13 protein-coding genes are annotated in these 12,130 nt (G+C 60.0%); 3 read left to right on the top strand and 10 right to left on the bottom strand.

The features are described 5' to 3' along the window. Positions 1 to 3: 3 nt before the first annotated feature. Both nrdD and PMI36_RS28600 read left to right on the top strand, forming a co-directional pair. A complete protein-coding gene (gene nrdD / locus PMI36_RS32220) occupies positions 4 to 171 on the top strand; it encodes an anaerobic ribonucleoside-triphosphate reductase (protein WP_008067085.1) in 168 nt (55 codons plus the stop codon). Then, a complete protein-coding gene (locus PMI36_RS28600; protein ID WP_008067083.1) occupies positions 168 to 863 on the top strand; it encodes an anaerobic ribonucleoside-triphosphate reductase activating protein in 696 nt (231 codons plus the stop codon). Before nrdD ends, PMI36_RS28600 begins: the two co-directional genes overlap by 4 nt. A gap of 15 nt (positions 864 to 878) precedes the next feature. On the opposite strand, the gene PMI36_RS28605 is transcribed toward PMI36_RS28600, so the two are convergent. The 5 genes from PMI36_RS28605 to PMI36_RS28625 form a co-directional block, all read right to left on the bottom strand. Further along, complete coding sequence (locus PMI36_RS28605) at positions 879 to 2,258, bottom strand: 4Fe-4S binding protein (protein ID WP_008067076.1); 1,380 nt, start codon at positions 2,256 to 2,258, stop codon at positions 879 to 881. Then, positions 2,246 to 3,100 carry an FTR1 family iron permease gene (locus tag PMI36_RS28610; protein ID WP_008067073.1) on the bottom strand — a complete coding sequence of 285 codons (855 nt, stop codon included), beginning with the start codon at positions 3,098 to 3,100 and terminating at the stop codon, positions 2,246 to 2,248. The genes PMI36_RS28605 and PMI36_RS28610 overlap by 13 nt, the downstream gene beginning before the upstream one ends. 22 nt (positions 3,101 to 3,122) lie before the next feature. Next, entirely contained in the window at positions 3,123 to 3,455 is a 333-nt protein-coding gene (locus tag PMI36_RS28615; protein WP_008067071.1) for a cupredoxin domain-containing protein, read from the bottom strand. Further along, positions 3,456 to 3,986, bottom strand: a complete 531-nt coding sequence (locus PMI36_RS28620; RefSeq protein ID WP_008067069.1) for an iron transporter — start codon at positions 3,984 to 3,986, stop codon at positions 3,456 to 3,458. 87 nt (positions 3,987 to 4,073) lie between these two features. After that, positions 4,074 to 4,433, bottom strand: a complete 360-nt coding sequence (locus PMI36_RS28625; protein ID WP_008067068.1) for a hypothetical protein — start codon at positions 4,431 to 4,433, stop codon at positions 4,074 to 4,076. A gap of 158 nt (positions 4,434 to 4,591) precedes the next feature. On the opposite strand from PMI36_RS28625, the gene PMI36_RS28630 reads away from it, so the two are divergent. Beyond that, the gene (locus PMI36_RS28630; protein WP_008067066.1) at positions 4,592 to 4,834 is read left to right on the top strand and encodes a DUF3079 domain-containing protein; all 243 of its coding nucleotides are present in this window, start codon (positions 4,592 to 4,594) and stop codon (positions 4,832 to 4,834) included. A 67-nt stretch (positions 4,835 to 4,901) separates the two neighbouring features. On the opposite strand, the gene PMI36_RS28635 is transcribed toward PMI36_RS28630, so the two are convergent. The 5 genes from PMI36_RS28635 to PMI36_RS28655 all read right to left on the bottom strand — a co-directional run bounded on the left by PMI36_RS28635 (position 4,902) and on the right by PMI36_RS28655 (position 12,104). Then, complete coding sequence (locus PMI36_RS28635) at positions 4,902 to 5,576, bottom strand: polysaccharide lyase family 7 protein (RefSeq protein ID WP_008067064.1); 675 nt, start codon at positions 5,574 to 5,576, stop codon at positions 4,902 to 4,904. A gap of 321 nt (positions 5,577 to 5,897) precedes the next feature. Next, the gene (yecR, locus tag PMI36_RS28640) at positions 5,898 to 6,428 is read right to left on the bottom strand and encodes a YecR family lipoprotein (protein WP_008067063.1); all 531 of its coding nucleotides are present in this window, start codon (positions 6,426 to 6,428) and stop codon (positions 5,898 to 5,900) included. 278 nt (positions 6,429 to 6,706) lie between these two features. Beyond that, positions 6,707 to 7,498 (bottom strand): XRE family transcriptional regulator, encoded by a 792-nt coding sequence (locus tag PMI36_RS28645; RefSeq protein WP_008067062.1) that lies wholly within the window; start codon positions 7,496 to 7,498, stop codon positions 6,707 to 6,709. 401 nt (positions 7,499 to 7,899) lie between these two features. Beyond that, positions 7,900 to 10,995 carry an efflux RND transporter permease subunit gene (locus PMI36_RS28650; protein ID WP_008067060.1) on the bottom strand — a complete coding sequence of 1,032 codons (3,096 nt, stop codon included), beginning with the start codon at positions 10,993 to 10,995 and terminating at the stop codon, positions 7,900 to 7,902. Next, on the bottom strand, positions 10,992 to 12,104 hold the full coding sequence (locus PMI36_RS28655) for an efflux RND transporter periplasmic adaptor subunit (protein WP_008067058.1): 1,113 nt from the start codon (positions 12,102 to 12,104) through the stop codon (positions 10,992 to 10,994). Before PMI36_RS28655 ends, PMI36_RS28650 begins: the two co-directional genes overlap by 4 nt. Between the last annotated feature and the right edge of the window lie 26 nt (positions 12,105 to 12,130).

Raw genomic sequence — 12,130 nt, 5'->3', positions numbered from 1 at the left:
ACCATGACTGCATCGCAAACACTGCCCCAGACTCAACGTCAACGCTGCGAAGTCTGGACCCGGGTGATGGGCTATCACCGTCCTGTGTCGGCGTTCAATCCGGGCAAACAGTCGGAGCACCGTGAGCGGGTGCACTTCACTGAAAGCGCGGCACTGGCCGGGCGCCAATGAGTCGAATGCTTCGGGTCGGGGGCATGGTGCCCCTGACCACTATCGACTATCCGGGACAGCTCGCCTGCGTGCTGTTTTGCCAGGGTTGCGCCTGGCGTTGTCGTTATTGTCATAACCCGCAGCTGATTCCCCCTCGTGGCAGTGAGGAAGTGGATTGGCGGCGGGTGTTGGCATTTCTGCAACGTCGTCAGGACCTGCTCGATGCCGTGGTGTTCAGCGGCGGTGAGCCAACCTTGCAGGACGGTTTGCTCGACGCCATGGATGAAGTGCGGGACATGGGATTTCGCATCGGCTTGCACAGCGCCGGCATCAAGCCGGCTGCGTTCGCCAAGGCACTGACCGGCGCGGATTGGGTCGGTTTCGATGTCAAGGCATTGCCCGAGGATTGCCAGGCCATCACTCGGGTCGAGGGCAGCGGGACCGCCAACTGGCGCAGCCTCGAGCATCTGTTGGCCAGTGGTGTCGACTACGAATGTCGCACCACGGTGCATTGGCATCTGTTCGAGCCGGCGCGTCTGCTGATCCTGGCAAAACGCTTGAATGCGCTTGGCGTCAAACGCTTCGCCGTGCAACTGGTTCGCACCGAGCGGATGTTCGATCCGCTGTTGCCGAGTGTTTCGGCTCAAGCGTTGCTGCCAGAGTTGTGGGAGGCCATGCGCGAGTTGTTTCCAGCCTTCGTGTTGCGGGGATAACGGGGGCTGGGGAACTCAAGCCCAGCCCCAGAATTGCAACCACCAGCCAAATCCCACCATGCCTTCGGCCAGGAGCAGGCAAGCGATGGCGGACCCGCGTCGCACCTGGGAAAGACCTTCGCGACTCAGCCGATTCCAACCCAGTAGCAGGCTCCAGCCCATCGCGGCCAATAACAGACAGGCCCTGGCCGGTTGTACCCACTCCAGCAGCAGGCCTTCATAACGCAGTAATTTGACGGTGGTGGCCGACAGCCCGAGAAACAATCCGGCACCCCCCAAGGGCGTGAGTGTCAGCGCCAGGGGCCAATACAGTGTGCGATCCCGCGCCAGTCGGGCCGTCAGGCGCAGAAGCAGCATCAACGCCGTGCCGAGCACGATCGAACTCAAACTCAGGTAAGCGACGATGCTGAAACCGTCGAGCCAGCTGAAGCTGTCGTTGAGCTGCGGGTAATGGGTCAGCAGCCACCAAGGGGCGTTATCCTGCAAGGCCCAGAACTGGTTGTGTTCGACCAGCCACTGGGCCAGGGATTGTTTGAGGGCGACAAACCATGGGCTGACCGTCCACTGAAACGCGCCCATGGCCAAGCCAATCACGCCGAACAGCAGCAAGCGTGTATCCCAAGGGGAAAGGGTCCGTGCTGTCGCGTGAAGAATCTCCTGATTGCTGGAGCGGGCGATCAGTTGAACGGCACCGCGTTGCCCGCTGCAGCGTCCACAGGCGTGGCAATCACTGGCGCCTTGCAGGCGGCGGATATCGAGCAGGGGAGCGCAGTTGGGCGGCGGCAGGCGTGGTGCGGAATTTTCTAGCCAGCGTTGTTCGTCGACCTGAAAGTGCACGGGGGCCAGCCTTGCGAGCAGGGCGAAGACACCGCTGACCGGGCACAGGTAACGGCACCAGACTCGCTTGCCCCGGGCGAACAACAACCCGACGATGACCGCTGCGACGGTCGAACCGCCCAGAATCAACAGCGCGGCCTGGGCGTAGTCATAAACGCTGATCAATTGGCCGTAGAGGGTCGTCAGGCAGAACGCCAAGGTTGGCCAGCCGCCCCAACGCAACCAGCGCGGCACACCCAGGCCTTTACCGTAATGGCTGGCCCATTCGCTGAGCGAGCCTTCCGGGCACAAAACGCCACACCAGAGTCGGCCGAAGAACACCATCGACAGCAACACGAACGGCCACCAGATCCCCCAGAATAGAAACTGCGCGAGCAAGGTCAGGTTGTCGAGTATCCGTGCCTGGCTGTCTGGCAGCGGCAACAGCGCCGGGGTCACCAACAGCACCGCATAAAACACTACAACAGCCCACTGCACCGCACGGATGACGGGCGCATGACGACGCATCCCGTCGCCCAGTCGTTGGAGCCATCGATTGCGCCAGCTCAGGTCGGGCATGGCAGGTTTTCCGCAGTCCGCTGCCGTAGCCAGACGCCGACGGCCAGCCAATAACCGATCCACACCAACAAGGTCAGGCCACTGGGGCTTGCCCGATAACCGGCTCCACCTGCAACAAAGCCACCCAATCCATGGCTGTCGCTCAGCAACGTGCTGCTGTCCCAAAGTGCTTCGCCAACGAGGCTGTAAACCACGTCCGGCAAATCCAGGGCGAGCAGTTGGCCGCCGATTCGTTCGGTGCCGCTGACCAGCAACGCTGCGCCGAGCATGAGCAGGATGACTTCGCTGATGGCAAAGAATCGCTGCCATGAAATGAATCGGCGACTCCTGTGCAGCAGCGTGATGGTCAGCGCCGACAGCACCAGTCCCAACACGCCGCCGACGGCAAACAAACCGAGCTGCGGACCTCGCAACCGGGCGCCGGCGCCATAGAGAAAGACCACCGTTTCGCTGCCTTCGCGGCTGATCGCGAGCATGGCCAGCAGTAATAGACCTGCGCCCCCTTGCCGAGCCAGGTGGCTATCGGCGTGTCGTCGCAAATCATGGTTGAGGCTGCGTCCGTGGCGATGCATCCAGCCCACCATCTGCACCATCAACAGGCTTGCAACCAGTGCGAGTGCGGCCTGGAACCATTCGCTGGCCGACCCGCTCATGGCCTCACCGGCAAACAGAATCAACACCGCCAGCAGGCCCGAGAGCATCAACCCCAGCACCACACCTGCCCAGAGGAATTTGACTAGCCGATTACATTGGCCTTGCTGGCTGGCCCAAGCCTGGAGAATACCGATCACCAGCAACGCCTCGACGCTTTCGCGCCAGACGATGAACATTGATTGATTCATGGAAGCTCCGTGCGCTAACAGGTTATTTCGCGAGGATGCCGCCCTCGGGCAATTGCGGATTGAACTCGTCAAAAAAGGGGTAGTGACCGGGCCTCAGGGGGTGAATGACCACGAAGGTTGTCACGCCCGGCGACAAGACTTTTTCAACCCGCAACGGCGTGCTCTCGAACTCGGCCGGACCTTGGCCGACGTTCTTCAGAACGATCTTGAAGCGCTGTCCGGCCGGCACCTCCAGCAAGGCAGGGGTGAAGTGGCCATCGCGAAGGCTCAGCTCAAAGCTGGGTAACTGGGCATAAGCCGTCACTGGCACAACGGCTCCGGCGAGGATCAGCCAGGCAATGCGCAGGCGCTTCATTCAATAGCCGCCTTTTTTACCGATGCCGGCGTAGATGAATTCGTAGTGCAGTTCGCAGCGTTCAAACCAGGGAGCGACACCGGTTTCCTTATCGGTGTGGCGCCCGAGGGAGCCATGACCGCCGGGTGGCAGGACGGTGAACGTCAGCTGATATTTACCGGGGCCAAGCAGCTTTACATTGTCGCCATAGTGCGGGCCGTCGTTGGCCACCATGGCGTGGAAATCGCCTTTGATCTCGGGGTCGCTGCCGTGTTTTTTCAGGTTGAAAGAGACGTTCAGGTAGGGGACGAAACTGCCTTCCTGAAAGCCCTGGCGATTGTCCGCAGTGGCGCGAATATCGGCTTCCAGGTGGACGTCAGAATCCGCCGTGGCGCGCATCATCCCCGCAGGTGCCATTTCTATCGGCTGCAAATACACCGCCCCGACTTCCAGCCCGGGACACAACTGTGGTTCCCCGATCGGGTATTCCTTGGCGTGAGCCAGCGGCGATAGCAAGAGCAGGGCGAGTGATAGCGAAAAAGGGGTACGCATAATAGCTTCCTGAACACTGACGAGTAGGAGCCCGAGTCTAGGAAGCTTTGCTGCGAACAATAATGATTGTTATCAAGTTTTGAGCAATTAAACGGTTGGCTCGTCACGTTGGCGAAATCGCTGGGCGCGATCGACGCAGTGGGTCATCTGTGCCGCCGCATGAACGGTCATGGGATGCTGGGTAAAACCGGGTCTGGGGGAAATGTAGTCGGCCATGTCCCGGGCAATGGCGAGCTGACGTTCCGAACCTTCTGCCAGCAGCGCGATGACCAGGTTTTCCAGGGCAATCACCCGGACACGCAAGTGAACCAGCTCGGCGTTGGTCAAGGCGGGCGGGGCGGTAAACGCCTCGCCATCGATGGATGTTGCGGCGTTTTGATCGTCCCATGTCGACAGGGTTGGATGGTCCGGGGCCCCAACGCTTGGGAAAGGATTCTTATTGAGCATGAGCGGCGACTCCTAGTCTGTTCAGCCGTTAGAAGCTTAGCTGCAGGATCGCGATGGGGGAGGGAAGTCGCTTGATGTCGATTCTTGATATGTATCAAGGCTGGCATTGCGCAAGGGCTGTAGGTTGGAAAAGCGCCACTCAATGATCGGAGATCGGCATGGCCAAGAACTTCCCCGTCAACCCCAAGCACCCCGAACGGATCTGCTGGGGATGCGACCTGTATTGTCCGGCGAAGTCCCTGGCGTGCGGCAATGGTTCCGAACGGACGATGCATCCGGCGGAGATGTTTGGAGAGGATTGGCATCTGCCTGGCAACTGGGGCCTTGATGCGGTCATTACTACAGACAAGGTGGTGGATGACTTTCAATCACTGCCTGATGCGCTGCACGCAAAGCGTTGATCCGCTTTTCGTAGGAGCCAGCGGTGCGTCGATCGCCACACCGCTGGCTCCTATAGGCTGCAGGATATCAAGCGTGGGTGATGGAAAGGTCGCTGATGATGCACACCGAACCGTCTTCGGGGTCGGTGGTGTCGGAGTAATCGATCTGGTTGTACACACCGCCGTGGAAGGCCAGCGTTTTCGTGTCCCAGGTGTTGTCGAGACGCATGATTGCGGAGGTCGATTTGACCCCGTTACAGCTCGCCGAAACGGAGACCGCGCCGCTCGAATTGGCGTGAATGTTGATTTTGAACAGTGCCCCGAGCGGCACGTCTTCAAGAACCGTCGTGTTCACCGGGTCTTCTTGAAGATAACTCGACCGGAACCCCATGGTGATTCGGCCTTTGTTCCAAAACACTTTCACCGGTGGTCGCTCTGAACCCTGCACATGAATCTGGCCGATCACGACCTTCTGCAGCGAGTTGACCTTCGTCAGACGCATTTCTTGTCGATTCCAGTGGTCAGCAGCGCTGGCGAACAGCCAATAACCCGGCTCTTTCCACTCGCAGCGAGTCCGGTGCGTGCTTTTGCTCGAAGCGCCGAGCGTCGGCGCCGTCATTTGCAGCGAACCATCTGGAAGCATCGAAATGACTTCCGGGCATTCAAGCAGTGCCCGCCAGCCGATGAGCTCAAGTGCGATGGGGTTGGTGTCGGAGATAGGAAGCGGTGTAGCGATTGTGTAGTTGCTGATGTCTACGGTCATGGTCATTTTCCTTAATTCATTTTGATGTCACCTTTTGCTCCGTTGAGCCTTTCGCTGTTGATGTAGGCCTACATCCCACTGCCCACTCGATGAATGGGCAGAGGTGATGCTTCGCTGCTGGGCCGGTGTAGTCTTGACTTGCAAATAAAAGTAGCAGTGCTGCTATTTAAAGTAAATAGCGCTGCTAATAATGTTTTTGAAAGGCACAAAAAACCCGCGCTTTGGCGGGTTTCTAATCGATGAACGCGTTCTACAGAGTGTCGAGCTGCGTCTGAAGTCGGGTCGCCGACATTTCAAATGCGCGCTGAAGGGGAAGGTTTATTATTGCTCCATGATGGCCCGGTACCGCTTTTGGTACTCCTCATACGACGGTGCAGATTTGTTCAATTGCTGAATTTGCTGCAGCTTCCACTGATCCTTGCTGAGCGGCCCGCCTGAAGCAGAAGTTGCTGCTGCATCGGCAACGGGTGCGGTCGCGGCCGGTGTAGTGGAAGGGCTGGAGGTGTTGATGTTGCCCAAGCATTGGTATTGGACAACCATCTGACCTGCAATGCAGGTACCGTAACCATTCATCTGGTTGCAGTGCTGGGTTTTTCCTCCAAATGCCTCTGCATCCGTGTAACCCCACATCGCGCATTTTGATTTAGCGATACTCTGGGCTTGCTCGATTCGAACCACAGGGGTCTCAAACTGCTGGAAGTCATACGCCATATCAACGACGCCATCAGCTCGGCTTCCCCCTTTGGCGTAAAAGTCCTTGTTAGTGGCGCAACCAGCGAGGGTTGCTGACAACACGAAAGCGAGAGCTACCGATAACTTGCGCGTAGCTGGGTTCGATGCTGAGAAGGTCATATTGGACTCCGTTCATTTTTGGTGCAGTCCGCAAACACCGCGGCTCCTTCCTGTACTGTAGGCGGATGCCGAGCATTCTGTAGTCTTCAACAACAAACGGAGGCTATTTTATTCATTCTGTCTTTGCGCCGTTTCTGGCGTTTGTGTAGGGGAGGACTTCCCTAAAAATTCCCGCCGCGCCATCTATTCCGGCCTGCCCCGCACATCCTTGTTTTGATTCCTTAAGGCACGCCCGGTTGGCACCAGGTGTCAATTCATGACAAAAAATAGGCTGACAACTATCTGGCAAACATTCCCCACCAGAACACGTGGCCCAGGATCACGATTTGCTGTTCCTGAACTTCTGCAAAGGTGTAGTCCTCATCCGGATGCTCGTCGCGATTGAAGCTGCGCAGGCGGATGCCCGTCGGTAGGCGGTAAACCTGCTTCACCCGTAGCTGACCGTTGTGGTTGATGGCGTACATGTCGCCGTCAACGATATCGCCCAGTGAGCTCTTGCCGACGTTGATGCCTACAGTTGCGCCGTCACGCAGCACTGGCAGCATGCTGTTGCCGCTGACAACCACGCACTTCGCGTTGCTGAACTGAACGCTGTTATGGCGAAGGTCTTTCTTGAAAAAGCGCAGCCGGGCACTGTCGCTTTCCTCGATCACGAAACGGCCTGATCCGGCCGCCAGTTCCACTTCGCGCAGGAAGGGAACGTAGACCTCATCGTCTTCCAGGGGAGTGTCGTCATCCCAAGGCTGGATGTCCGACATCAATACGCTTGGCTGAATGCGTTCGAAAGACTGGACGCTTGCAACCGTCGACATCAGGCGTGGGCTGACTTCGCTGGCATCGAAGCGCAAGGCTTTTGCCAGTTTCAGGAGTGCCTCGACGTTCAGTGGAACCTTGCCGGTTGCGTACTGACTGAAAGCGCTTTGGCCAGACCATCCGCAGGCATCGGCCACATCCGCTTGAGTGAGATTTGATCCAGCCGCTTTGGCAGCAGACTTTCGCTGGTCGTAAATAGCCTTGAGCCTGGAGCTCTCGACGACTTCTTCAGGGGTAAGGGGGCGGCGTGTTTTCATGGTGACAAGGGTATTAGCAGAACTGATATTTCTGCAAGCAGCGCTGCTAGTAGTTTTCGACTGATAAAAGCAACTCCGCTGCTCTGCGTGGCCGATCGTGATGATCCCCGGTGTGGCTGCAGGATTATCCGGGCATCTTGAAACCATCAACGCTCATCTTTGATGTCGTTGGCATTGCACATAAGCCGCACTGGATTCTCGACATCCTGTTCTTCCCATGTGGCGAAAATCGATAGCCCCATTCTCAGTCGCGCCTTCCGCACAAAAAAAAGCCGCTCACTGAGCGGCGTTTTTGTTGCAGAACCTCGCGGCTGACCTTGGTTGTTTTCAACAACGATGCTGAGCAAGCCCTTCTAATAGTGGTGAGGTCGGGAACACAGTGCCACGGCACTCATCACTCATCACTCAGAAGCGAGTGCGGCATCCCCCCGTACCTGTTGGCTGTCAGCGGCCGGCTGGCGACCCACCTTGAACCATGCAGCGTATAACGCCGGGACGAAGAAGATCGTCAATAGCGTCGCCACGGTAAGGCCGCCCATGATCGCAATTGCCATCGGCCCCCAGAACACACTGCGCGTCAGCGGGATCATTGCCAGCACGGTGGCCAGCGCTGTCAGCATCACTGGGCGGGCCCGGTGAATGGCGGCATCCAGCACAGCATTCCATGGGTCGCGCCCTTCGGCGATCTCGGTTTGTACCTGATCGATCAGGATCACCGAGTTGCGCATGATCATGCCACCCAATGCGATGATGCCCAGGATTGCGACGAAGCCCAGCGGCGACTGGAACACCAGCAGCGCCGGCACCACACCGATCAGGCCCAGCGGTGCGGTCAGCACCACCATCCACATGCGAGAGAAGCTCTGCAGTTGCAACATAAGCAACAGCAGGATGCTGATCAGCATCAGCGGGGCCACCGCCAGCAGTGCCTTGTTGGCTTTGTCACTTTCCTCCACCGCGCCGCCCACGTCGATGCGGTAGCCCGACGGCAGCTTCGCTTCGATATCCTTGAGCAACGGCTGGATCTCCTGCGTTACCGATACACCTTGTTCGCCATCCTTCACGTCGGCACGCACCGTGATCGCCATGTCGCGGTTGCGGCGCCACAACACTGGCTCTTCCAGCCCAGAGCGCACCTGTGCGACTTGCGACAGTGGCACCACCGTGCCCTGGCGCGTGTAAAGGTTGATGTCTTTCAGTGTGTCGAGGCTCAAGCGTTCCTCAGGCACGGCACGGGCCACGATGTCGATCAGGTCCTCGTGCTCACGCAGTTGCGACAGGGTGGCGCCGTTCATCACGGTTTGGGTCGCCAGCGACACATCGGCCGGCGTGAGGCCCAGCGCGCTCGCCTTGTCCTGATCAAGCTCGACCTTCAGCGTGCGCACCGGGTCGTTCCAGTCGAGCTGGAGGTCGCGTACCTTCGGGTTGGATGCAACTACGTTCTCCACCTCACGGGCGATCCGGCGCACCACTTGGGTATCGGGGCCGACGACGCGAAACTGCACCGGGTAGCCGACAGGCGGCCCCAACTCGAGCCGGGTCACGCGCACCCACGCCTGCGGGAATTGTTGGTCGGCCGAGGTCACCAGCCGCTCACGTACCCGCTCGCGCGCATCCAGGTCCTTGGTCATTACAACGAACTGGGCGAATCCTGGATTCGGCAGCTCGGGGTTGAGCGAGAGATAGAAGCGCGGTGCGCCGGCGCCGGTGTAGGCGGTATAGAAACGCACGTCCTCGTCCTTCGCCAGGATCTCCTCCATATGCTTGACCTGCTCGGTCGTCGCGGCGAACGAGGCGCCTTCCTTGACGCGCAGGTCAATGACCAGTTCAGGGCGCGAACTGTTGGGGAAGAATTGCTGCGGCACCAGTTTGATACAGGCCAGAGCAAGCACCAAAGCGCCAAACGTCGCACCGATGACCACCCAGCGACGCTCGATGGCGGTGTCGATCAGGCGGCGCAGGGTACGGTAGAACTTCGTGTCATACATATCACCATGCTGGTGCTTGCCCAAGTCGTTGGGCAGCATCTTGACCGCCAGGTACGGCGTGAAGATGCCGGAACAGATCCACGAGAACAGCACCGCGGCGCCGACGATCCAGAAAATGCCACCCGCGTACTCGCCGGTGGTGGACTTCGAGAGGCCGATCGGCAGGAAGCCCACGACGGTGATGAGTGCGCCGGTCAGGCGCGGCATGGCGGTGGACTGATAAGAGAAGGCGGCCGCCTTTACGCGGTCCATGCCGGTTTCCATCTTCGCCACCATCATCTCGATGGCGATGATGGCGTCATCCACCAGCAATCCCAGCGCGATGATCAGCGAACCGAGCGAGATACGCTCCAGGTTCCAGCCCATCGCCAGCATCACCAGCGCCACGCCGCCCAGCACCAGCGGCACCGTGGTCGCGACCACGAGGCCGGCGCGCCAGCCCAGGCTGGCGAGGCTCACCGCGATCACGATGATCAGCGCCTCGGCCAGCGCGTGCGCGAAGTCGTGGATAGCGTCCTTCACCGTGGTGGGTTGGTCGGCCACAAGCTCAAGCTCCACGCCATGTGGAAGCTCCGACTGGATCTTGGCGACTGCCGTGTCCATCGCCTTGCCAAGGTCCACGATGTTGCCGTCGCTGGTCATCGTGATGCCGAGCATCAGCACTGGCTGGCCGTTGTGACGCACCGTATAGGTCGGCGGATCTTCGAAGCCACGTGTAACGGTCGCAATGTCGCCGAGCTTGATCAGTCGGCCGCCTGCGGAGATGGGCACGTTGCGGATAGCTTCTTCGCTGGCGAACTGGCCGCTCACACGCACCATGACACGATCGCCGCGGGTGTCGATCTGGCCTGCGGGCAACATGGCGTTCTGGCTCTTGAGGCTTTCGGCGATGGCCAGCGGTGTAATGCCCAGCGCTGCCAGGCGCTCGTGCGAGAACTCGACGTAGACACGCTTGGCCTGCTTGCCGATGACATCGATCTTCTTGACCATCGGCACCTTCAGCATGCGGCGCTTGATGTCCTCGGCCGCGTCCGACAGGTCGGCGTGACCGACGCCGTCGCCCTTGACCGCGTACATCAGGCCATACACGTCGCCGTACTCGTCGTTTACGATCGGGCCGATCACGCCGTCAGGCAACTCGCGGCTCAGGTCGTTGAGTTTCTTGCGCGCCTGGTACCAGGCCTCGCGCTGGTCAGCCTTGGAGGTGCCGCCGCGCACGGTGAGCGTCATGCCCGCGTAGCCTTGCCGCGCATAGGTGACCACCTTCTCGAAGTTGTCGATCTGCTCGAATTTCTTCTCCATGCGGTTGAGAACCTGGTCCTGCATCTGCTGGGCGGTGGCGCCCGGCCAGATGACCATTGTGGTCATGGAGGGCACGGAAAAGTTCGGATCCTCGAGCTGACCGAGCCTGGTGAAGCTGAAGGCGCCGGCCATCGCGACAATGAGGAGCATGAACAGGACGATGGCGCGATGGCGCAGCGCCCAGTCGGTGAGGTTCAGGTTGTTCATCGGGCGGCCTGCTGCGTGATGTTCGCGTCAACAATCGCCGCATCGGGAAGCGCGACCTTCAGTCCCGAGGCCATCTTCTGCACCCCGGCGGTAACGACCAATGCGCCGGCCTGCGGCCCGGAGACGAGCACCTCGTCGTTGCGGTAGCCCAACACCGCCACCTGCACCAGTTCGACGACGCCTACCGGATTCTTGCCCTCGGGCGTGACCACCCACAGCGCAGGCTGGCCGCCGCTTTGCGTCAGTGCCGTGGCTGGTACCGCTGCCACCGAGACACTGGTCATCACGCGCTCGGCCGTTACCGTGGCAGTGGCGCCCAGCGGCAGCACCTGCATTGGCTTGAGCCGCGCGCGATAGGTGCGCGTTTGCGCCGCAGCCTGCGGCGACAGCTCACGCAGCGTGACATCGAAGATCTCGTTCGGCGCACTTGCCAGCGAGGCCTTGAAACGCGCCTCCTTGAAGACGGACAGCTGATCCTCGGGTACATCAACAACGATCTCGGATTCATCCGGATTCGCGATCGAGACAACCGGTTGGCCCTCAGCCACGACTTGCCCGGCCTCAACGCGAACAGCCGTGACGACGCCGCTACGCGAGGCGCGCAGCACGGTGTATTTGAGCCGGTTGCGTGCGAGCTCAAGCTTTCGCGCCTCGGCCTCGGCGGTCGCATGCGCGGTCTGGGCATTTGTATGTGCACGCTCGTCGTCGGCCGCGCTGACCGAGCCGTCAGCCTTCAGCGCAGTCAAGCGCTGGCGGTCCGAATCGGCCTGACGCGTCTGCTCGGCGGCAACCGCCCACTGTTGTCGAGACGCTTCTTCAGCGAGGCGGTAGTCGCTGTCATCCAGCACAGCCAATATGCTGCCTTCGCGTACAAACTGGCCTACATCGACGTTGCGCTGGGCGACTTTGCCGCCCACGCGGAAGGCCTGGTCGACTTCATGTCGCGACTGTACGGTGCCCACGTAGCGACTGATGTCGCGGGCATTGTCGTAGCTGATTTCAACGGTGCGTACCGGTCGTGGCGCCTGCACGGTTGGCTGGTCCGGGCTGCACGCGGACAGCATGACGGCTACGGCCAAAGCGCCGGCCGCAGTAAGGGAGGTTTTCAAGGCGGTTCCTCTTTGAAAAACGGCAG

This window comes from Pseudomonas sp. GM79 (assembly GCF_000282495.1).
Taxonomy (GTDB): domain Bacteria; phylum Pseudomonadota; class Gammaproteobacteria; order Pseudomonadales; family Pseudomonadaceae; genus Aquipseudomonas.
Note: the sequence above shows the minus strand (reverse complement) of the source record. Positions and strands in the feature narration are given on the sequence as shown.